This window comes from Streptomyces sp. WAC00040, from assembly GCF_056835925.1.
In genome coordinates this window covers 80575-100927 of sequence record NZ_JAKQZE010000006.1, presented here as the reverse complement: position 1 = coordinate 100927, position 20353 = coordinate 80575, and the positions used below count along the sequence as shown (strand labels likewise).

The 20353-nt window shown below is 71.3% G+C and carries 19 protein-coding genes and 1 pseudogene; 13 read left to right on the top strand and 7 right to left on the bottom strand.

Annotation, left to right across the window (positions count from 1 at the left end; genetic code table 11):
• Positions 1–13: 13 nt before the first annotated feature.
• Positions 14–817, bottom strand: coding sequence for a class I SAM-dependent methyltransferase (locus MDN94_RS37920; protein ID WP_482730314.1), 804 nt, complete (start codon positions 815–817; stop codon positions 14–16).
• Positions 818–1180: 363 nt separating this feature from the next.
• Between MDN94_RS37920 and rpsA the strand changes: the two genes are divergently transcribed.
• Entirely contained in the window at positions 1181–2683 is a 1503-nt protein-coding gene (gene rpsA / locus MDN94_RS37915) for a 30S ribosomal protein S1 (RefSeq protein ID WP_005318902.1), read from the top strand.
• A gap of 100 nt (positions 2684–2783) precedes the next feature.
• Here the strand turns inward: rpsA and MDN94_RS37910 are convergent, their stop codons facing one another.
• Positions 2784–3743, bottom strand: coding sequence for a right-handed parallel beta-helix repeat-containing protein (locus tag MDN94_RS37910; protein ID WP_482730313.1), 960 nt, complete (start codon positions 3741–3743; stop codon positions 2784–2786).
• A gap of 291 nt (positions 3744–4034) precedes the next feature.
• Between MDN94_RS37910 and MDN94_RS37905 the strand changes: the two genes are divergently transcribed.
• The 3 genes from MDN94_RS37905 to MDN94_RS37895 all read left to right on the top strand — a co-directional run bounded on the left by MDN94_RS37905 (position 4035) and on the right by MDN94_RS37895 (position 6173).
• The gene (locus tag MDN94_RS37905; protein WP_482730312.1) at positions 4035–4973 is read left to right on the top strand and encodes a PAC2 family protein; all 939 of its coding nucleotides are present in this window, start codon (positions 4035–4037) and stop codon (positions 4971–4973) included.
• Positions 4974–5079: 106 nt separating this feature from the next.
• Positions 5080–5694: a dephospho-CoA kinase gene (coaE, locus tag MDN94_RS37900; RefSeq protein WP_482730311.1), complete on the top strand. Its 615-nt coding sequence runs from the start codon at positions 5080–5082 to the stop codon at positions 5692–5694.
• A 113-nt stretch (positions 5695–5807) separates the two neighbouring features.
• Positions 5808–6173 (top strand): tetratricopeptide repeat protein, encoded by a 366-nt coding sequence (locus MDN94_RS37895; protein WP_159693049.1) that lies wholly within the window; start codon positions 5808–5810, stop codon positions 6171–6173.
• Positions 6174–6210: 37 nt separating this feature from the next.
• Here MDN94_RS37895 and MDN94_RS37890 read toward each other — a convergent pair whose 3' ends face one another.
• Positions 6211–6468, bottom strand: coding sequence for a DUF6343 family protein (locus MDN94_RS37890; RefSeq protein WP_482730310.1), 258 nt, complete (start codon positions 6466–6468; stop codon positions 6211–6213).
• 177 nt (positions 6469–6645) lie between these two features.
• Here MDN94_RS37890 and MDN94_RS37885 point away from each other — a divergent pair, with 177 nt between their 5' ends.
• The 6 genes and pseudogenes from MDN94_RS37885 (at position 6646) to MDN94_RS37860 (ending at position 14681) form a co-directional block, all read left to right on the top strand.
• Entirely contained in the window at positions 6646–7113 is a 468-nt protein-coding gene (locus tag MDN94_RS37885; protein WP_482730309.1) for a DoxX family protein, read from the top strand.
• Between the two features lie 189 nt (positions 7114–7302).
• A complete protein-coding gene (locus MDN94_RS37880) occupies positions 7303–8340 on the top strand; it encodes a slipin family protein (RefSeq protein ID WP_482730308.1) in 1038 nt (345 codons plus the stop codon).
• Between the two features lie 441 nt (positions 8341–8781).
• Positions 8782–11688: a DEAD/DEAH box helicase gene (locus tag MDN94_RS37875; RefSeq protein ID WP_482730488.1), complete on the top strand. Its 2907-nt coding sequence runs from the start codon at positions 8782–8784 to the stop codon at positions 11686–11688.
• Entirely contained in the window at positions 11685–12971 is a 1287-nt protein-coding gene (locus tag MDN94_RS37870) for an SWIM zinc finger family protein (protein WP_482730307.1), read from the top strand. The genes MDN94_RS37875 and MDN94_RS37870 overlap by 4 nt, the downstream gene beginning before the upstream one ends.
• 240 nt (positions 12972–13211) lie before the next feature.
• A pseudogene (locus MDN94_RS37865) lies at positions 13212–13908 on the top strand (amidohydrolase family protein); the annotation flags it as partial.
• Positions 13909–14000: 92 nt separating this feature from the next.
• On the top strand, positions 14001–14681 hold the full coding sequence (locus MDN94_RS37860; protein ID WP_482730306.1) for a chaplin: 681 nt from the start codon (positions 14001–14003) through the stop codon (positions 14679–14681).
• On the opposite strand, the gene MDN94_RS37855 is transcribed toward MDN94_RS37860, so the two are convergent.
• The gene (locus MDN94_RS37855) at positions 14678–15442 is read right to left on the bottom strand and encodes a DUF2293 domain-containing protein (RefSeq protein ID WP_482730305.1); all 765 of its coding nucleotides are present in this window, start codon (positions 15440–15442) and stop codon (positions 14678–14680) included. The two genes, MDN94_RS37860 and MDN94_RS37855, sit on opposite strands and share 4 nt — an antisense overlap.
• 35 nt (positions 15443–15477) lie before the next feature.
• Here MDN94_RS37855 and MDN94_RS37850 point away from each other — a divergent pair, with 35 nt between their 5' ends.
• Positions 15478–16446 (top strand): D-2-hydroxyacid dehydrogenase family protein, encoded by a 969-nt coding sequence (locus tag MDN94_RS37850; RefSeq protein WP_482730304.1) that lies wholly within the window; start codon positions 15478–15480, stop codon positions 16444–16446.
• A gap of 38 nt (positions 16447–16484) precedes the next feature.
• Here the strand turns inward: MDN94_RS37850 and MDN94_RS37845 are convergent, their stop codons facing one another.
• The gene (locus tag MDN94_RS37845; RefSeq protein WP_482730303.1) at positions 16485–16943 is read right to left on the bottom strand and encodes a hypothetical protein; all 459 of its coding nucleotides are present in this window, start codon (positions 16941–16943) and stop codon (positions 16485–16487) included.
• A 192-nt stretch (positions 16944–17135) separates the two neighbouring features.
• Between MDN94_RS37845 and MDN94_RS37840 the strand changes: the two genes are divergently transcribed.
• Both MDN94_RS37840 and MDN94_RS37835 read left to right on the top strand, forming a co-directional pair.
• Positions 17136–17618 (top strand): cupin domain-containing protein, encoded by a 483-nt coding sequence (locus MDN94_RS37840; RefSeq protein WP_482730302.1) that lies wholly within the window; start codon positions 17136–17138, stop codon positions 17616–17618.
• A 38-nt stretch (positions 17619–17656) separates the two neighbouring features.
• A complete protein-coding gene (locus MDN94_RS37835; RefSeq protein WP_482730301.1) occupies positions 17657–18295 on the top strand; it encodes a nucleoside/nucleotide kinase family protein in 639 nt (212 codons plus the stop codon).
• Between the two features lie 38 nt (positions 18296–18333).
• Here MDN94_RS37835 and MDN94_RS37830 read toward each other — a convergent pair whose 3' ends face one another.
• Positions 18334–19215: a carbohydrate kinase family protein gene (locus MDN94_RS37830; protein ID WP_482730300.1), complete on the bottom strand. Its 882-nt coding sequence runs from the start codon at positions 19213–19215 to the stop codon at positions 18334–18336.
• On the bottom strand, positions 19212–20123 hold the full coding sequence (locus MDN94_RS37825; RefSeq protein ID WP_482730299.1) for a pseudouridine-5'-phosphate glycosidase: 912 nt from the start codon (positions 20121–20123) through the stop codon (positions 19212–19214). The genes MDN94_RS37830 and MDN94_RS37825 overlap by 4 nt, the downstream gene beginning before the upstream one ends.
• Between the last annotated feature and the right edge of the window lie 230 nt (positions 20124–20353).

The window sequence follows — 20353 nt, the reverse complement described above, 5'->3', positions numbered from 1 at the left end:
GTGTGCCGTGCGCTCAGTCCCGCTCGCAGACGAAGATCGCGGTCCCCGGGATCAGATTGCCGCGGAGCGGGGACCAGCCGCCCCATTCCTGGCTGTTCCAGGCGGGCCACTCGGGCTCGACCAGGTCGACCAGCCGGAAGCCGCCGGCCACCACGTCCCGCACCCGGTCGCCGAGCGTTCTGTGGTGCTCCACGTAGACCGCGCGGCCCTCCTCGTCCTGCTCCACATAAGGGGTGCGGTCGAAGTACGACGCGGCCACCGACAGGCCCTCGGGCCCCGGCTCGTCCGGGAACGCCCAGCGAATCGGGTGGGTGACGGAGAAGACCCAGCGCCCGCCGGGCCGCAGCACCCGCCTGACCTCCTGGAAGACCCGCACCGGGTCGGCGACGAACGGAACCGCCCCGTACGCCGAGCACGCCAGGTCGAAGGAGCCGTCCCGGAACGGCAGAACGCCCGCGTCCGCCTCGACGAGCGCCACGTCTCCGCCGATGCGCAGGGCGTGCTGCAACTGGCGGTGGGAGAGGTCGAGCGCCACCGGCCGGGCGCCCTGCGCGGCGAGCCAGCGTGAGCACTGGGCAGCGCCGGCGCCGATCTCCAGGACGTCCAGTCCTTTCAGCGAACCGGCAGGACCAAGCAGCGCCACATCCGCCTCGTCGAGCCCTTCGGGTCCCCATACGAACCGGTCGTCGCCCAGGAACGCGCCGTGTTCGCTCTGGTACTCGTCGGCGTTCCGGTCCCACCAGCCGCGGCTCGCCCGGCTGCTCTCCGCATCCCCGGTGCTACGGCGGGTCGCTTCCGGTTCAAAATCTTGGCTCATCGTCACCGTCGTTGTAGTTTGCGTTCCAGCGCGCCGAGAACCGTGCTTCGGAAGACGCCATCGTGGCCTCGGCGAACAAGAGTTGTGCCGGAATTGTGGTCTTCCACCCCTGGTGTGCGCCTTCGCGCATTGACCGTGTCCGGCTGCCCCCGTATGCTACAAGTTGCGCTGCGAGCCTGCGCGCCTCAGACCGAGCAGGCCGCGCTCGCATCTGTATGTATCCCTCGGTTCACGAGGCGCCTCCAGAGATCCTCGGATCGCTCGGCCGTCGCTTCGAAGGCTGTCCGGTTATGCAGCTGCGACACCGGCTCTCGGCGTAGCAGTACCTACGACTTCAATGTCCGTACCGGAGCCCTTTCCCACATGACGAGCAGCACCGAGACCACCGCCACCACCCCGCAGGTTGCGGTCAACGACATCGGTAACGAGGAAGCCTTCCTCGCCGCGATCGACGAGACGATCAAGTACTTCAACGACGGCGACATCGTCGACGGCGTCATCGTGAAGGTCGACCGGGACGAGGTCCTGCTCGACATCGGTTACAAGACCGAAGGTGTCATCCCGAGCCGCGAGCTCTCGATCAAGCACGACGTCGACCCGAACGAGGTCGTCAAGGTCGGCGACGAGATCGAGGCCCTTGTCCTTCAGAAGGAGGACAAGGAAGGCCGCCTGATCCTCTCGAAGAAGCGCGCCCAGTACGAGCGTGCCTGGGGCACCATCGAGAAGATCAAGGAAGAGGACGGCATCGTCACCGGCACCGTCATCGAGGTTGTCAAGGGTGGTCTCATCCTCGACATCGGCCTCCGTGGCTTCCTGCCGGCCTCCCTCGTCGAGATGCGCCGTGTCCGCGACCTCCAGCCCTACGTGGGCAAGGAGCTCGAGGCGAAGATCATCGAGCTGGACAAGAACCGCAACAACGTGGTCCTGTCCCGCCGCGCCTGGCTCGAGCAGACCCAGTCCGAGGTGCGCCAGACGTTCCTCACCACCCTGCAGAAGGGCCAGGTCCGCTCCGGCGTCGTCTCCTCGATCGTCAACTTCGGTGCGTTCGTGGACCTGGGTGGCGTCGACGGTCTCGTCCACGTCTCCGAGCTGTCCTGGAAGCACATCGACCACCCGTCCGAGGTTGTCGAGGTCGGCCAGGAAGTCACCGTCGAGGTTCTCGACGTGGACATGGACCGCGAGCGTGTCTCCCTGTCGCTGAAGGCGACGCAGGAGGACCCGTGGCAGCAGTTCGCCCGGACCCACCAGATCGGTCAGGTCGTCCCGGGTAAGGTCACCAAGCTCGTTCCGTTCGGTGCGTTCGTGCGCGTCGACGAGGGCATCGAGGGTCTGGTCCACATCTCCGAGCTGGCCGAGCGCCACGTGGAGATCCCGGAGCAGGTCGTCCAGGTCAACGACGAGATCTTCGTCAAGGTCATCGACATCGACCTCGAGCGCCGCCGCATCAGCCTCTCGCTGAAGCAGGCCAACGAGTCCTTCGGTGCCGACCCGGCCTCGGTCGAGTTCGACCCGACCCTGTACGGCATGGCCGCGTCGTACGACGACCAGGGCAACTACATCTACCCCGAGGGCTTCGACCCGGAGACCAACGACTGGCTGCCGGGCTTCGAGTCCCAGCGCGAGGCGTGGGAGACGCAGTACGCCGAGGCGCAGCAGCGCTTCGAGCAGCACCAGGCCCAGGTCATCAAGTCCCGCGAGGCCGACGAGGCCGCCGCTGCCGAGGGTGGCACCGCTGCCCCGGCCGGTGCCCCCGCGGGTGCCTCCGGCGGTTCGTACTCCTCGGAGTCGGACGACAACTCCGGCGCCCTGGCGTCGGACGAGGCGCTTGCCGCCCTGCGCGAGAAGCTGGCCGGCGGCCAGAGCTGACGCTCTGCCCCGACAGCTGACCAGCTGAAGTAAGGCCCGCTCCCCTCGGGGGAGCGGGCCTTACCGCTGTCCGGGCAGGCAACGGTTTGTGTGGTGGCGGCTACGGTGTGACCGCGATGTTGGTCAGACCCTTGCCTCCAGTCGCGGTGTTGCTCGCGTGGACGGTCGTGCGGCAGTTCGAACTGTGGTTGGTGACATTGATGGCGAGTTGCTCGGAGTCGGTCGCGCCGCGCAGATCGGAGTTGTTGCCGCGGAAGACGGTGCCACAGCCCCAGCCGCTCTGCTGGGTATGGGTCTCGTAGCCGTTGTTCGTCGTGTTCCTGCCGGTGTTGTTCTCCACGAGGACGTTGTTGCCCTTCACGTCGACCCACGAGTCGTCGTAGTTCGCGCCGGTCAGGCCGCGCCCGTCGAAGGTGTTTCCGACGATCTTCGCGCCGGTCGTGCCCTCCTTGATGTCCACGGCCTCGCCGCCGACGTCCGGACCGATGGTGTTGTTCAGGATTTGCGCATTGTCGCTCCGGTCGGAGGTGCCGCCGGCCGAGCCGACGTACACGCCCTCCCCCATGCCCCTGCCGTCGTTCCCGGTGTCATAGATGCGCGAGTTCTTGATGACGCCGTCGCGGCTGGAGTGGCGGAAGTGGACGCCTTCCATGTCGAGGCCGTGAACGGTGACCGAGTCGATGACGACACCCTCGGCGGTGTCCGTCATGATCCCCTTCTGCCCGCCGGTGACCGTGATGCCCCTGACGGTCCAGTAGGAGGCGCCGTTGAGGTGGAGTCCGTAGCCGCCGCCCGCCTTGAGCACGGCTCGAGACGAGCCTGTCAGGGTGATGCGGGAGCTCGACGTGCCGTCCACGGTGGTCTTGAAGTTGCCGGTGTACGTGCCGTCGGCAAGCTGGATCGTGTCGCCGGGGCGGGCCGCCGTGAGGGCGGCCTTCAGCTCGGTGGCGGTGCCCACGTCGATGACCGACGCGGCATCGGCCGGGGTGGCCAGCAGTGACAGCCCGCCGGCCGCGAGCAGGGAGGCGAGCAAGGAGGGGAGCGGTCTTCTGGTGCGCATGGGGGGCGCCTTCCCGTCGGTCCGGGTGGGGGCGATCCTCGTACGGTTCTCGTACGTGAACACCGGGTGGGTTTCTGAACATGTGCGTTGGTTCGTGACGGTAGGGACCGGGCAATGGGGTGTCAAGGTCCGTACCAAGCCCGGCTCCTGGCGGGCAGGCGTCCGAACTGCGCGACGGCAGTGGGACGTTCGGGACCTCCCGCCATGGGAAGGCACATGACGGGAGGGGACCGGGAATGCAGATGTACCGGCGCGTGTTCTTGTCTTCGAACACGAGGAGGAGCGGTAATCGTGCTTGATCCGCAGGGTTTGTACGAGTGGGAGCCGAAGGGCCTCGCGGTTGTCGACATGGCGCTCGCGCAGGAGTCCGCAGGCCTGGTCATGCTGTACCACTTCGACGGCTACATCGACGCGGGGGAGACCGGCGAGCAGATCGTCGACAATCTGCTGGAGACGCTTCCTCACCAGGTGGTGGCGCGGTTCGATCACGACAGGCTCGTGGACTACCGGGCCCGGCGCCCGCTGCTGACCTTCCGCCGCGACCGCTGGTCCGGCTACGACACGCCTTCGCTCGAGCTCAGGCTCGTCCAGGACGCCACCGGCGCGCCGTTCCTGCTGCTTTCCGGCCCTGAGCCGGACGTCGAGTGGGAGCGCTTCGCGGCCGCGGTCGGCCAGATCGTCGAGCGGCTCGGTGTGCGTCTCGCGGTCAACTTCCACGGCATTCCCATGGGCGTCCCGCACACCCGTCCCGTGGGCATCACCCCTCACGGCAACCGCACCGACCTCATGCCCGGCCACCGCAGCCCTTTCGACGAGGCGCAGGTACCGGGCAGCGCCGAGGCGCTCGTCGAGTACCGTCTCATGCAGGCAGGTCACGACGTACTCGGCGTGGCCGCCCATGTGCCGCACTACGTGGCCCGCTCCTCGTACCCGGACGCGGCACTGACCGTGCTGGAGGCAATCACGGCCGCCACAGGGTTGGTGCTGCCCGGAATCGCGCACGCGCTGCGGACCGAGGCGCACCGCACCCAGAACGAGATCGAGCGGCAGATAGGGGAGGGCGACGAAGAGCTCGTCGCCCTCGTGCAGGGACTTGAGCACCAGTACGACGCGATGGCGGGCGCCGAGACCCGCGGGAGCCTCGTCGCGGAGGCCGTGGACCTGCCGTCGGCGGACGAGATCGGCCGGGAGTTCGAACGTTTCCTCGCGGAGCGTGAGGGCGACGCCTGACGAAGGCGTTCCGGACGGCCGCTGATGTCCAGGAGGCCTCCAGGGCGGGGCCCGGCAGTGCGGCCTGGCCGAAGTCGCGACGAGGCGCTCGCGTAGGCTGCGGCCCATGCTGACAGTGGGTCTGACCGGCGGCATCGGCGCCGGCAAGAGCGAAGTGTCCCGGCTGCTGGCCTCGTACGGGGCGGTCGTGGTCGATGCGGACAAGATCGCCCGCGAGGTCGTCGAGCCGGGCACTCCTGGGCTCGACGCCGTCGTGGACGCCTTCGGCCCGCAGGTGCTGGCCGCGGACGGCAGCCTGGACCGTCCGAAGCTCGGCTCGATCGTCTTCGCCGACCCGGAGCGCCTCGCCACCTTGAACGGCATCGTGCACCCCTTGGTCGGCGCCCGCTCCCGCGAACTGGAGCAGGCCGCCGGCCCGGACGACGTGGTCGTCCACGACGTGCCGCTGCTCACGGAGAACAAGCTTCAGTCCCTGTACGACCTGGTCGTCGTGGTGGACGCGTCGCAGAAGACCCAGCTGGACCGGCTCGTACGACTGCGCGGTATGACGGAGAGCGAGGCGCGCTCGAGGATGGCGGCACAGGCCTCGCGCGAGGAGCGGCTGGCCATCGCCGATCTTGTCATCGACAACGACGGGCCGCTGGAGAAACTCGAGCCCCAGGTGCGCGAGGTGTGGCAGGAGCTCACGCTCCGCGCAGCTTCGGGCAAGGCGCAGCGCTGACCCCCGCCGCGCGGCTCCGGGCCAGGCGCTGACCGTCGCGCGACGCGCCGGCCACCCGGAATAGCCCTGAACCGCCTCGTGTTGGAACGGATCAGTCAGGGAAGGATGCGAGCGTGTCGAACAGCAATCCGGAAACGCACGTCATCGACTTTCGCGCTGCCGAGCAGCTGCTGGCCGCCCGGGACCCGCGCGGGGCAGTCAAGCTGCTCGACTCCGTGATCGCGGCCCACCCCGAGAACACGGCGGCCCGTCTCCTGCGCGCACGAGCGTTCTTCCTGTCGGCCCAATTGCGGCCGGCGGAACTCGAATTCGAGCTCGTTCTGGAGCGTGAGCCGGACAACGCGTTCGCCCACTTCGCCCTCGCGCGGACCTTCGAACGGGCGGGCAAGCCCGAGCAGGCCAAGCGGCACTTCCGGCTGGCGGCGGCGTTGGACCCTAATCCGGAGTATCTGAAGGCCGCCCGCTTCGACACCGAGTGACCTCGCGTAACGGGGACCATGGGAGGATCCCGGCCGCTCAGCCGCGGTCGGGATCGTACGGTGGGACGTCACGGCCCGGCTGGTAGTGAGGGCCCTGCCGGATGTGCCGCACGACCAGGAACAGGTCGACGGCCACGACGACGAAGAGCACCCCGCACGCGACGGCCCAGCCCGTCCGGTCCACCATCGTGAAGGCGATCGTGCCGCCGGCCGTCCAGATGAGACCCCATACACCGAGCCAGAAACGCATACGCAGAGGACTGCGCGCGGTGACGGGTTCACTCCCAGTACGCATCGGCATCACATCTCCCTCTCCAGGATGCACCTGTCATGCCTGCCCTTTCCCCCGGACACCCGCTCTCCTCTGCCGGCGGCGATGACTTTTCGTGCCCGCGGCGGTCTGACTGTGTGAAAGCGCTGCGGATGACCGGAGCGCCGACGCACCCCATCACCGCTCGCAGAGGAGACAGACATGTCCGCCGGCACCCCCACCACGCCCGCCACCTCCTTCGCGTCCGCTTCCGCCGCTTCCGGCGGCACGGTGGCCGCAGGGCCGGGCAGGCGCACACATATCGCCGTACGCACGCTGCAGATCGCTCTCGCGCTGTTCTTCGCCGTCGCGAGCGCCGGTCCCAAACTCGTGGCCCACGCGTCCGCGACGGAGGGATTCGACAGAATCGGCTATGGCGACTGGTACATGTACCTGGTGGGCGGTCTGGAACTGGCCGGCGCGGTGGCCCTGGTGATCCCGGTGCTTTCGGGAGTCTCGGCCTTGGCCCTCATGGGGCTGATGATCGGGGCCTTCGTGACTCAGGTGACCGTGTTCGCCGGGGAGAACGCCTTGACTCCGGTCATCTTCTTCGCACTCCTCGCCGTCGTCGCGGTTGTCCGCCGCCGCCACAACGCCGAACTCGTGGCCTTTGTGCGTGATCGCTTCTGAGGGCGGCACCCGGCCGGGGCCACATCCGGCGCCACGCAGGGGGCGCCGGGTGTGGCCCGGGTCGGCGTTGTGGCGGCGACCCCATGTGCGTGAGGGGTGGGCATCGCCCGAAAGGGCATAACGGTCATACCGTGGTATTTGCTGACCCTGGTATTCGATGACCGCCCCGGACGACGAGGGGGTGCCCCGATGATCGAGGAGCTGGCGGTGGCCGGCGTGGCAGTGGCGACGGTGCTCGTGGCTTATGGGATGGCCGCAGCGCGCATCGTCAAACAGTACGAGCGCGGTGTGGTCTTCCGTCTGGGGCGTCTGCACGGCGAGGTGCGACGCCCGGGGTTCACGATGATCGTTCCCGCCGTCGACCGGATCCGCAAGGTCAACATGCAGATAGTGACCATGCCCGTGCCGGCCCAGGAAGGCATCACCCGGGACAACGTCACGGTGCGCGTCGACGCGGTCGTGTACTTCCGAGTGATCGACGCGGCCAACGCGGTCATCGAGGTCGAGGACTACCGCTTCGCCGTCTCTCAGATGGCACAGACCTCGCTGCGTTCCATCATCGGCAAGAGCGACCTGGACGACCTGCTCTCCAACCGCGAAAAGCTGAACCAGGGCCTCGAGTTGATGATCGACAGTCCGGCGGTCGGCTGGGGCGTCCAGATCGACCGCGTCGAGATCAAGGACGTGTCGCTGCCCGAGACCATGAAGCGCTCGATGGCACGGCAGGCGGAGGCGGATCGCGAGCGGAGGGCCCGCGTCATCAACGCGGACGCAGAACTCCAGGCGTCCAAGAAGCTCGCGCAGGCGGCGGGCGAGATGTCGAAGCAGCCCGCGGCGCTCCAGCTGCGACTGCTGCAGACCGTGGTGGCGGTGGCGGCCGAGAAGAACTCCACGCTGGTGCTGCCGTTCCCCGTGGAGCTGCTGCGGTTCCTGGAGCGGGCCGCGCCCCAGCCGGGCGAACCGGGCCAGGCAGGTCGACAGGCCCCGCAAAGGCCGCAGGGTGATGTGGACGGCGCGGGCCCTGCGCCCTCGCACGAGGTGGAGGCCGCGGCTGCCGAAGCCGTTCTGCCCGCGGCGGCGGGAATCGGTGAGGACACCGAAGCGCCCGGTGCGCCACCGGCCGATCAAGTGCCGCCGATGGTGACCGGAGGCGGCGAGGACGTCGCGCAGGATGCTTCACGGACCGGTTCCTCGCGGGTCGGCGACGTGCCGCCCATGGTGCCGTGACCGGGTGCGGTCCGCTGAGCCGCGACGGTCGGCGCACCGTCGTGCGACGGCTCTTCGGCGCCGTGCTTCTCCTGCCTGATCGGAGGTGACGGGTCCGCGGCCGCCTCGCGTCGCGCTCCGCGGCGGAAGCTCCGCACTCGCGGCGCCTCGTGGCGGGTCGGCGGCGGGGCCCGGTCACGGGCTCATGTGCCGGAGACGGACGCGGCTCTGCATGCGCGTCGCGTCGGCGTCGGGGGCCATGTCGGTGCACGTGCCGGGGCTCACCCGGTCCGCCTTGGCGCGGACGGATCCCGCGGCTGCCCCGGGGCCGGGGCCGCCGAGGACAGAAAGGCCAGGTCACGCGGCCGCGTCGCCTCGAGTGTCAGACCCCGCCCGTAAGGTCGTTCATGCGAAGTCGGCAGTCGGCACCCACGGGAGAGGAGGGACGCGGTGATCCCGGTCATGGGCTCAGGCACGCAGGCGGGGACGGGCACGGCACCCCTTCGGGCCGTCGCCGCCGTCTTCCTTCCTGCCGCGCTGCCCCGCGAAGGCCGCGTCGCTTTCTGGGACCCGGACGGTCGTGCCCTCCCCGGAGCGGACGAGGAGATCACGGTCGTCCGCCCGGACGGCACGGACCGCCCTGACGGGCCCGATGGCCCCGATGTCCGCAGCGCCACGGTTCCCGCCGTCGTCATGTCCGTCGCGGACGCCGCCCCGATTCTGATCGCCGCCCGGCGGGACCCGGCTGCCCACCCGGCCGCCGCCTGCTGGGGCGCGGCCGTGCTGCATGCCCTGCACCTGGTCGCCCGCGGCAGGCTGCTGCCGGGCCTGACACCGTCCGACCACGACGCCTGGCGCGCCGGGCCGCTGGACGCCGATGACATCGCACAGCTGCGAGCCATCGCCGCTGCCATGCCGTACGAGGCACACGCCGTCCCCGTCGACGACTCCCCGCCTCTGCGGCTGCCCGAGCCCGAGGCCCTGGTGCGTGCCTTGTTCGACGCCGTGGCCGACAGCCTGCCGCGGACGCCGGCCGCCGAGTTCGCGGCGGGCGCGCCGTTCGCTGCCGCCGCGCCGCAGCATCTGCCCGGGGCGCGCGAATGGGCCGCCGAGGCGGCGGCCGGCATGGACGCGGGAGTCCGTGTCTCCCTGCGTCTGGACCTGTCCGCCTACGAGTTCTTCGACACCACCCCGGACGGCGGCACCGAGCGCAACGCGGCAGCGGCTGTCGTCCAGGTGCACAGCCTCGCCGACCCCACGCTCATCATGGACGCGGCCAGGCTCTGGGTGGGGGCCGGCGACGAGCACTTCGGACCGCGCGCCCGGATCGACACGGTCCTGGCGCTGCGCCGCGCGGCCCGCGCCTGGCCGCCGCTCGCACGCCTGCTCGAGCGGGACGTGCCCGACGTGCTGCCGATGACAGAGGACGAGCTGTACGAGCTGCTCGGACCGGGCGCCACCCGCCTGGACGCGGCGGGAGTGGCCGTGCACTGGCCGAAAGAGCTCGCGCGCACGCTCACGGCCGCTGCCGTCGTGCGCTCCGCCCCCGGCTCCGCCACCGATGGCACGCCCTTCTTCGACAGCGAGCAACTGCTCGCCTTCGACTGGCAGCTGGCGCTCGAGGGAGATCCGCTGACGGAGGGCGAGATGGACACGCTCGCCGAGTCGCACCGCCCGATCGTGCGGCTGCGTGATCGGTGGGTCGTCGTCGACCCCGATCTCGTGCGCAAGGCGCGCAAGAGGGAGCTCGGCCTGCTGGAGCCGGTCGACGCGCTGGCGGTGGCTCTGACCGGTACGGCGGAGGTCGACGGGGAGACGGTGGAGGCCGTGCCCACGGGCGCACTGGCCGCCCTCCGCGACCGCCTCACCGCTGCGACGGCCCCCGTAGAAGCCCCCGATGGCCTGCGCGCGACCCTGCGCGACTATCAGCTGCGGGGCCTGGCCTGGCTGGACCTCATGACCTCGCTCGGCCTCGGCGGCTGCCTCGCCGACGACATGGGACTCGGCAAGACCGTCACCGTGATCGCCCTGCATCTGCGCCGGGCACACACCGCGCCGACACTCGTCGTCTGCCCGGCGTCACTGCTCGGCAACTGGCAGCGGGAGATCGCCCGCTTCGCCCCCGACGTGCCCGTACGGCGGTTCCACGGCGCCGGCCGCACCCTGGACATGCCGGACGGCGGCTTCGTCCTGACCACGTACGGCACGATGCGCAGCAGCGCGGAGCAACTCGCTTCCCGGAGCTGGGGGATGGTCGTGGCGGACGAGGCCCAGCACGTGAAGAACCCGTTCTCCGCGACCGCCAAGGCACTGCGTACGATCCCCACCTCCGCCCGTGTGGCCCTCACCGGCACTCCTGTGGAGAACAACCTCTCCGAGCTGTGGGCGCTGCTGGACTGGACGACCCCGGGGCTCCTCGGCCCGCTCAAGGCCTTCCGCTCCCGCCACGCCCGCCTGGTGGAGAACGGCGAGGACGACGACGCCGTGGAGCGGCTCGCCCGGCTCGTCCGCCCGTTCCTGCTGCGCCGCAAGAAGTCCGACCCGGGCATCGTGCCCGAGCTGCCGCCGAAGACGGAGTCGGACCATCCGGTGCCGCTCACCCGTGAGCAGGCGTCCCTGTACGAGGCCGTGGTGCGGGAGACGATGGCGGCGATCGAGGCCGCGGAGGGCATCGCGCGCCGCGGCCTGGTGATGAAGCTGCTCACGGCCCTCAAACAGATCTGCAACCACCCCGCCCAGTTCCTCAAGGAGTCCGCCGCGGGCCGGGGCACCCGGGCCGAGTCCCTGAGCGGGCGAGATCCCCGGTCCGGGGGTGGTGGCCCGTCCGTCCGGCTGGCCGGCCGCTCGGGGAAGCTGGCACTGCTCGACGAGCTGCTCGAGACGATCCTGTCCGAGGACGGCTCCGTGCTCGTCTTCACGCAGTACGTCTCCATGGCCCGCCTGCTCTCCGCGCACCTCACCTCCCGCGCGATCCCGAGCCAGCTGCTCCACGGCGGGACGCCGATCGCCGAGCGTGAGCGCATGGTCGACCGCTTCCAGTCGGGCGAGGTGCCGGTGTTCATCCTGTCGCTCAAGGCGGCGGGCACCGGGCTGAACCTCACGAGGGCCGGTCATGTGATCCACTACGACCGCTGGTGGAACCCGGCCGTCGAGGAGCAGGCGACCGACCGCGCCTACCGCATCGGCCAGACGCAGCCTGTGCAGGTCCACCGGCTCGTCACCGAGGGCACGGTCGAGGACCGCATCGCGGAGATGCTCGCCTCCAAGCGCGCCCTGGCGGACGCGGTGCTGGGATCCGGAGAGGCGGCGCTGACCGAGCTCACCGACCGTGAACTGGCCGACCTCGTCTCCCTGCGGAGGCCGTCATGACCCCCCGCGCGCACGGTGGCCCCCGCTCCCGGCCGGGAACACCGACCGGAAGCCTCCACGACGACCAGCGCCGGACGTTTCCCCCGATGGAACCGCTCGCAGGCGATGAGGCGGCCACGACATGGTGGGGCAACGCCTGGGTGGAGGCGCTGGAGGACACCGCCCTCGATCCCGCCCGTCTGGTCCGTGGCCGTGCCTACGCCGCCCGGGGCCACGTCGCCGCGATCACGGTGACGCCCGGCAAGGTGATGGCGTACGTCCAGGGCAGCCGGCCCCGGCCGTACCGCACGGAGATCCGCCTGCGTACGCTCACCGACGACGACTGGGACGACTTCCTCGCCGCGGCGGCGGCACGGCCCGACCACATGGCCGCACTTCTCGACAAGGACGTCCCCCAGACGCTGGCGGCCGCCGTCGAGCTGCTGCCGGCGCCCGGGGACCTGATCCCCGACTGCTCCTGCCCGGACGACGGCTACCCCTGCAAGCACGCCGCCGCGCTCTGCTATCAGACCGCGAGGCTGCTGGACGAGGACCCGTTCGTGCTGTTCCTGATGCGCGGCCGGGGCGAACGGGAGATCCTCGCGGCGCTCTCCCGCCGCAACGCGGCCCGTTCAGCGGCCGAGCACACCGCTGCCGCAGCCGCGGCCCCGCAGGCCACCGTGCCCGCGAGCGAGGCCCTCGCCCTCGGCACCGTACGGCCGCCCTTGCCGCCGCTCTTCCCGGCACCGCGGCGTGCGGGCCGCCCTCCGGCCTTCCCGCACGCGCCGGGCGCCCCCGATCCGCTCGCCCTGGACCTGCTGGCCGGCGAGGCGGCCGCCCGCGCACACACCCTCCTCACCACCGGCCGCGACCCCGTCGCGGCGCTCACCCGGTGGCAGGACGCCGTCCGGCTGGCAGCCGCCCATCCCGGCTCCGGACTGACCGCCTCCACCCGCGCCCTCTACCGCGACCTCGCCGCCGCGGCCGATCGCACGCCCACCGACCTGGCACGCGCCGTCGCCGCGTGGCGTCAGGGCGGTCCGGCGGCCCTCTCCGTGCTGGAGGAGCCGTGGGATCCGCCCGCCGGCCCCTTCGACCGGGCGCGCCCCGCCCTGGCCGCCGCGGACTTCCCCGGCTTCAGACCCTGGCGCAACCAGCTCTCCACCCGCTCGCTCCAGCTGAGGCTCGGCCGTGACGGGCTCTGGTACGGGTACGAGTCGGACCCCGACCGCGAGGACTGGTGGCCGCGCGGAACCCCGGACACCGACCCGGTCGGAGCTTTCGCCGCGCTGTTGGGCAGGTGACGGCGTAACGGACGCCGGGTGACGCGTGGCGCCCGGCCGCCCGAGGACGGCGTCAGAAGTCGGCCGGTGTCGGTTCGTCCAGCCTGGCGACCGAGTCCTGGCCGTACGCGGCGGCGTACGCGTCACGGATCCTTTCGATCCGCGGGTCGCGGTAGGGGCCTCGGCCGCCGGATACAGCAGGATGAGTTCGTACGAACGCTCCCGCTCGATGACGCCGTTGGAGTCCCGCCACTGGCCGCGCCCGTCGAAGTGCTGGAGCGGGCCGGGCTGCTGGAGACTGATCTGCTCATCGCGCACGGCACCGGGATCACGGACGGGGACCTCCCGGTGCTGCGGCGCGCCACGGGCCGGATCGCGGTCGCCACCGCGCCGCGCGGCTACCTCGAATTCGGCTGGGACACCACCCCGATCCGGGCGCTCGCGTCGATTGGTCTTCCCGTGGGGCTGGCCACCGACGGCGCCGCCTCCGACAACCCGCTCGACGTGTGGGAGTCCATGACGCTCACCGCGCTCGTACAGAAGACTACGGGGCGTGACCCGGCCTGGCTGACCGCACGGCAGGCGCTCGACCATGCCACCGCACAGAGCGCGCGGGCGCTGGGACTCGACGACCGCATCGGGGCGCTTGCACCGGGCCGGCGGGCCGACCTGATTCCGGGGGACTCACCGGCCCGCACCCCCAGCCCCTGCACGACACGCGGCGACCCTGGTGCACAGCGCGCGGTCCTCGGACGTACGCACGACCGTTGTGGACGGCAGGGTGCTGATGCGGGACCGCCGTCTGCTCACCCTGGACGTGCCCGCCATCACCGCCGAACTGGCGCGTGAACTGCCCGCTTTGACGCGACGGCGACAGGGCCGGCGCATCCAGGAGTACGACGGCCAGTACGGCCGGAAGGCGTGGCGCCCTTCGAGGTTCGCACGCTCGATGGGGTGAATGCCTCGTTCAGCAGAACCGATGCGGCCGCACGGCGTTAATTCCGGTGCGGGCGAGTGTCCCGCGGTTCTCTCTTCTGAAGGCAGGCAACCATGAGGCAGGTTCACCGAAAGGGCCTGACGACCGTGATGCTCACGGGCGGCGCGCTGGCCATGGCCACCGGCTACGCCCAGGCGGACTCGGGTGCGCACGGCGTCGCCGCCGGCTCGCCCGGCGTGCTCTCCGGCAACGAGGTCCAGCTTCCCGTCCACGTCCCGGTGAATGTGTGCGGCAACACGGTGAACGTCGTCGGACTGCTCAACCCGGCGGCGGGTAACTCCTGCGTCAACGAGTCGCACGGCCAGAACGGCGGCAACGGCGGCAACGGCGAGAACGGCACCGAGGGCGGCTCGCACGGCGGCGGCGCCCACGCGGACGGCGAGACGGCCGGATCGCCCGGCGTCCTGTCCGGGAACGGCGTTCAGCTCCCCATCGACGTGCCGGTCAACGTGATCGGCAACTCCGTGAACGTCGTCGGCATCGGCAACCCGGTCACCGGCAACACCGCGGTGAACGAGCCGCCGGCCGAGGAGAAGCCCACCACCCCGCCGAAGGCCGCGGAGTCCGAGCAGCCGGCCGCGCCCGAGGCGCCGGCGCCCGCCCCGCAGTCCGCCGGGTCGTCCCTCGCCCACACCGGATCCGACGCACTGGCCTTCGCGGTGCCGGCCGGCGCGACGATGATCCTCGGCGGCCTTGTGCTGTACCGCCGGTTCCGCCCCTCCCAGGCGTCCTAGGGGCTGTCCGGGGCGGGGGACCCGGACACCATTCCGGGCGGCCCCGGATCCGGCTCCTGGGGCAGGCTCCTTGGAGGTTCCGCGGCGTCCATTGCGGTCCCCGTCTCGTCCGGGTGCCGTCTCCAGGACGCCAGCACGGCATCGATCTCCTCGGCCAGCCGGGCGCGCGCCTCTTTGCGGGCCACGCCCGCCATCAGAAGGGCGTCGTAGCCTGTGTCGAGGTGCCGCACGGACGCGCGCACCGCGGCCGTGACGGCTCCCTCCTCCAGGGAGCGGCCGGCCGCCGTGCGGCCCACGCGCCCGCTGCCCCGGGCGGAGGCGTGGGCCGCGATCCCGGCGGCGCGCTCCTCGGGGCAGCCGGGGAACAGCTTCCTTATCCGGGCCGCCAGTTCGGCGGCGAAGCGGACGTCCGCTGCGGCCCGGCGGGCGGCGTCCCGCTCCCGGCGGCGGCGCCGGACATCCGCGTCGGCGAGGCACGCCGACTCCGCGCGGGCGAGGGCGAGCTCCTCGACGAGCAGCCCTTGGCGCTCGTAGCGGCCACGGCGGCGGTTGCGACGGACCACCACCGCCCACAGGGCACTCGCCTCCCTCGCCCGCCGGGTCAGCGCGGCGTCGCCCCGGGGCAGAAACACGAGATGGCCGAGATCGGCACAGTCGAGACAGACCGGAACGCCGGACTCGAGAAGATGCATCGGTAGCGGGCCCCTGCGGCACTCGGCGCAGTGCCGGCCCTTGAGCGGCTGGATCACCACCAGGTCCATGTCCCGTTGGTACCCGGCGGATACGCTCCGATCCCATGACGCTCAACTGTGCCGTACTCGACGACTATCAGGGTGTCGCGCTGTCCATGGCCGACTGGTCATCACTTGAGGGCAGCGTCGAAGTGCGCTCGCTCCACGAGCACTTCGGCTCCGAGGAAGAGGTGGCCGCGGCGGTCGGCGACTGCGAGATCCTGGTCGTGATGCGCGAGCGGACGCCCTTCCCCGCGTCCCTTCTCGACCGGTTGCCGCGTCTGCGGCTCCTGATCACCTCGGGGATGCGCAACGCGTCCATCGACTTCGAAGCCGCGGCCCGCAACGGTGTCACCGTATGCGGCACCGCCGGCAATTCGCAGCCGCCCGCCGAACTGACGTGGGCGCTCATCCTCGGACTGGCGCGCCATGTGGTCAGGGAGAGCGGCGCCCTGCGCGAGGGGGGCCCGTGGCAGTCCACGGTCGGCGCGGACCTGCACGGTCGTACGCTCGCGCTTCTCGGCCTCGGGAAGATCGGTGCGAAGGTCGCCGCGGTCGGCCGGGCCTTCGGCATGGACGTCCAGGCATGGAGCCAGAACCTCACAGAGGAGAGAGCCGCCGAACACGGCGTCCGGCGGGCCGGGTCGCTCGGGGAACTGCTCGAGGCCGGCGACTTCGTCTCCGTACACCTGCAACTCGGCGCGCGCACACGGGGGCTGATCGGCGCCGGGGAACTGAAGCGGATGCGGCCGACCGCCTACCTCGTCAACACCTCACGGGCCGCGATCGTCGATCAGGATGCCCTGGTGCTGGCCCTGCGCGAGGGCTGGATCGCCGGGGCGGGCGCCGACGTCTTCGAGGAGGAACCGCTGCCCGCCGGCCATCCGCTGCGCACGGCCCCGAACTTCCTCGGCCTGCCCCACCTGGGCTACGTCACCCGCCGCAACTACGAGGGGTACTTCGGTGAGGCGGTCGAGGACATCGCCGCCTATCTCGCGGGCAGCCCCGTCCGTACCCTGGCGGTGCCCTCCTGACGCATTGTCCGGATCAGGCCGGGACCCGGACGGAAGTTCTAGCGCACACCGGGCGCCGCCGCGCCGATGAACTCCGACAGCGTCTCCCGTGCCTGTTCGGAGCGGAGCGAGCGGTCCGCTTCGTCGGGTGCCTCGTGCAGACAGTTGGTGAGCTCGAACGCGGAGGCCGCCAGTGCCAGGGCCTGCCGGTCGTCGCACACCAACTGGACCCGGATCAACGCCTGATGGGCGCTCGAGCGCAGTCGGTACGAGTCGATGCGGGCCTCCTCCGCGACGGTGCTGCCCGGCGTCTCCAGCGCCCGGTGCCAGCGGTCGTTCTGGCCGCGGCGGTAGTCGACGAGCGCGCCGGCGAAGGCGCTGTACGCCAAGATCCGCTCCTGGCGCAGCTGTTCCGCCCGCGCGAGGGCCGCGGTGCGTTCCGCGGTCTGGCGCTGGAAGAAGTGGGTCGCCACCGACCCGAGCAAGGTGCCGATGACCGCGATGAGCGCTGTCCACATGTGGTGCTCCCGGACTTGATATGTCGTGCGAGGGTGTGTGGCTCAGCGCCGGTCTGTTCGCCGGCTCCGTGCACGAGCGAATCAGATCACCGCAGTGGAGAGACGCGTCAAGTCCTCGGTGACGTCCTACTTCCGGTAACCACTTGATAGCTTGAGGCGTTTGCCGGAGCGATGACTCGGAGGGGACCGGCCATGCGTGGCTTCACGGTGATGGGCAAGCGGTTCGACGTACGTACGGCGCTGGTTCTGACGGGCTGCATGGCGGCGCTGGCGGTCGTCCCGTCCGCCGCGAACGCGACTCCCGGCAGCGGCGTCACGGGGACGGTCCTGGCCCAGGGCACGTCCGGCGACTCGCTCAAGATCACGGCCAAGGGGCCCACGGATGTAGTCGTCCGCACCCTCACCATCGCCCCAGGCGGCACGACGGGGTGGCACCATCACCCCGGCCAGGTCCTCGCCGTCGTCCGGTCGGGCACGCTGACCCGCACACTGGACGACTGCTCCCTCGAGGTCACAGGTCCCGGCGGCGCGATCCTGGAACCGGCGGGCGCCCGCCATCGCCACCTCGGACGCAACCTCGGCACCGAACCGGTCGTCCTGTACGTGACGTACTTCCTGCCCACGGGCAGTCCGCTCTCGGTGGACGAGGACGCGCCGGACTGCGCGGCCGGATAGCCTGCCGCCGCGCCGGGCCGGTCGGTGAGGATGGGTGTGTGCGACTCGAACCGATCACCTGGGAGCGGCTGGCCGAGAACCTGGCCGAGCGTGTCCTGAGAACGACCGCCGCCGACGGCAGCCCCTGGCTGCGCGTCGGTGTGGACGGTGCTCCGGCGTCACGTCCAGGCGAGCTCGCGGAGCTCGTCGGCGAGGCGCTGCGGGTGCGCGGGCGGGGTGTCGTCGTGGTGGGCACCGGCGGGTTCCTGCGCCCCGCGTCGCTCCGCTACGAGTACGGGCGCGAGGACCCCGACAGCTACTACAACGGCTGGTTCGACACGGGCGCGCTCTGGCGTGAGGTCTTCGGGCCGCTGGAAGCCGGCGGCAGTGGACGGGTCCTGCCCGATCTGTGGGACCCGCTGACGGACCGGGCGACCCGCAGCCAGCACGTCGAACTCCCGCCCGGCGGGGTGCTGTTGCTGCACGGTCCCTTTCTGCTCGGGCACTGGTTCCCGTTCGACCTGACCGTGCATCTGAGGCTCTCTCCGCCCGCGCTGGACCGCCGCACGGAAGAAGGCGAGCGCTGGACGCTTCCGGCGTACGCCCGGTACGAGGGAGAGGTCGGTCCCGCTGACGCGGCGGACATCCTCGTACGGGCGGACGACCCACGGCATCCGGCCTGGTCGGCTGCCGCCTGACCCCGCCGCCGACGGCGGGCCCGGCCGAGCGGCCCGGCTCAGGGGCGGCCGCCGATCAGCGCCACCGCCTCCGCACCGGCCCGGCAGCCCTCCTCCGCTGCCGTGCGGGCGTCCGCACCCGCCAGCCGTGCGGCGAGGAACGCTCCTGTGAAGGCGTCACCGGCGCCCGTGGTGTCCAGCACCTGGGCGGCACTGGACGGGAGGCGGGCGGTGACCGTGCCGGCCTCGGCCACCAGCGCGCCCCCTGCACCCAATGTCACCACGGTCAGCGGGACCGACCGGCTGAGTTTCACGGCCGCGTCGGCGGGGTCGGGCAGACCGGTCAGCAGCCGCGCCTCGTCCGTGTTCGGCAGCAGGACGTCCACGCCGCCGAGGTCCGACAGCAGCCGCTCGACGCCGTGTTCGCGGATGAATCCGGCGGAGGCCGGATCGACGCTCACCGTGACGCCTGCCTTCCGCGCCGCGGCCATCGCCGCGAGCGCCGTCGCACGACTGGTGCCGGAGAACAGCAGATAGCCGGAGAGATGCAGGTGACCGACCCCCTCCAGCAGATCGGGCGACCAGTCGGCCGGGCACAGCCGTAGTACGGCTCCGCTGTCCGTGAGGAACGTCCGCTCCGCCGTGCGGTCGACGAGAGCGACGACCGTCGCGGTCGGCACCTCGTCGTCGGGCACGAGCAGCGGCCGCACGCCCGCCGTACGCAGCCGTGCCGCGTGCCACTCCAGGTCGGCGACGCCCGCGCGGGCGAGGAGCCGTACATCGCGGCAGCCCCGGTACGCCGCCCAGCACGCCACGTTCGATCCGGCGCCACCGGGCACGATGCGGATCGTGGCGGGGGTGTCCGTGCCGTGCGCGAGCGGCGTGCTGTGCCGGGCCACGACGTCGGTGACGACATCGCCCACGACGAGGAGTCCGGTCATGCGTATGCCGCTGCGATCCGTGCCGCCAGCCGGACATTGCCGCGCACGGCCGCCAGGTTGGCCTCGAGGGACGCGCCGTCGGTGTACCGCATCAGCCGCTCGAGGAGGAACGGCGTGACAGCCTGCCCGGTCACGCCCTCTTCGCGCGCCTCGTCGAGCGCCCGCGCGAGCACCCGGTCGTGCAGCGCCGGGTCCAACTGCTGCTCCGCCGGCACGGGGTTGGCCACGATCAGCGAGGAGAACGGCTCGGCGAGGGCGTCCTTGGCGCGCATCACGGCGGCGACCTCCTCAGGGGAGTCGACGGTCCAGTCGACCGGTTCGCCGGAGGAGGCCAGATAGAAGCCGGGGAAGTGGCCGGTCCCGTAACCGATCACGGTCACCCCCAGGGTCTCCAGCCGTTGCAGCGTGGCCGGGACGTCCAGGATCGACTTCACGCCGGCACAGACCACCGTGATGCCCACCTGGGCGAGCAGCCGTAGGTCCGCCGACTCGTCCTGGGTCTCGGTCCAGCCCCGGTGCACGCCGCCCAGGCCGCCGGTCGCGAAGACCCGGACGCCGGCCAGGCCGGCGAGGAACGCCGTGGCGGAGACGGTCGTCGCGCCGCTCGCCCCCATGGCGACGGCGGGAGCGAGATCGCGGTGGCCGAGCTTGCGCATCCCGGGGTCGCCCGCGACCCGTTCCAACTCGGCCTTGGTGAGCCCGACATGGGCCCTTCCGTCGAGCACGGCGACGGTCGCGGGGACGGCACCGCCCGAGCGGACGAGGGCCTCGAGCTCCGTCGCGACGGCCAGATTGCGGGGACGCGGCAGTCCGTGCGCGATGATCGTCGACTCCAGGGCCACGACGGGCACTCCGGTATGGAGGGCTTCCCTGACCTCTTCGGACACCATGGCTGCGGTCTTCGGCATGTCCCATCCCTGGCGCGGGGGAGCGGGGCGCAAACCTCGGGTGGACGGGTGTGACTGGAAGGAAAGTTTACTGACGACCATTGACAGGGGCATGGCTGCTTGTCACCATCCCGGCAGCGGCTCGGCGCGGCGCCCGACCCTGTGGGCGTGACGCGCTCAGCGAGAGCTCTGACCCGGCCGCTGTACGCCGAGCCCTGCCCGGGCACGGCGCGTCGCAAGGAGTCCAGCTC

Coding starts and splice junctions, on each gene's coding strand:
- MDN94_RS37860 (WP_482730306.1), top strand. CDS start 14,001: ATGAGGCAGGTTCACCGAAAGGGCCTGACGACCGTGATGCTCACGGGC.
- MDN94_RS37875 (WP_482730488.1), top strand. CDS start 8,782: ATGGGCTCAGGCACGCAGGCGGGGACGGGCACGGCACCCCTTCGGGCC.
- MDN94_RS37855 (WP_482730305.1), bottom strand. CDS start 15,442: ATGGACCTGGTGGTGATCCAGCCGCTCAAGGGCCGGCACTGCGCCGAG.
- MDN94_RS37830 (WP_482730300.1), bottom strand. CDS start 19,215: ATGACCGGACTCCTCGTCGTGGGCGATGTCGTCACCGACGTCGTGGCC.
- MDN94_RS37845 (WP_482730303.1), bottom strand. CDS start 16,943: ATGTGGACAGCGCTCATCGCGGTCATCGGCACCTTGCTCGGGTCGGTG.
- MDN94_RS37870 (WP_482730307.1), top strand. CDS start 11,685: ATGACCCCCCGCGCGCACGGTGGCCCCCGCTCCCGGCCGGGAACACCG.
- coaE (WP_482730311.1), top strand. CDS start 5,080: ATGCTGACAGTGGGTCTGACCGGCGGCATCGGCGCCGGCAAGAGCGAA.
- rpsA (WP_005318902.1), top strand. CDS start 1,181: ATGACGAGCAGCACCGAGACCACCGCCACCACCCCGCAGGTTGCGGTC.
- MDN94_RS37885 (WP_482730309.1), top strand. CDS start 6,646: ATGTCCGCCGGCACCCCCACCACGCCCGCCACCTCCTTCGCGTCCGCT.
- MDN94_RS37910 (WP_482730313.1), bottom strand. CDS start 3,743: ATGCGCACCAGAAGACCGCTCCCCTCCTTGCTCGCCTCCCTGCTCGCG.
- MDN94_RS37850 (WP_482730304.1), top strand. CDS start 15,478: ATGACGCTCAACTGTGCCGTACTCGACGACTATCAGGGTGTCGCGCTG.
- MDN94_RS37880 (WP_482730308.1), top strand. CDS start 7,303: ATGATCGAGGAGCTGGCGGTGGCCGGCGTGGCAGTGGCGACGGTGCTC.
- MDN94_RS37920 (WP_482730314.1), bottom strand. CDS start 817: ATGAGCCAAGATTTTGAACCGGAAGCGACCCGCCGTAGCACCGGGGAT.
- MDN94_RS37825 (WP_482730299.1), bottom strand. CDS start 20,123: ATGCCGAAGACCGCAGCCATGGTGTCCGAAGAGGTCAGGGAAGCCCTC.
- MDN94_RS37890 (WP_482730310.1), bottom strand. CDS start 6,468: ATGCGTACTGGGAGTGAACCCGTCACCGCGCGCAGTCCTCTGCGTATG.
- MDN94_RS37840 (WP_482730302.1), top strand. CDS start 17,136: ATGCGTGGCTTCACGGTGATGGGCAAGCGGTTCGACGTACGTACGGCG.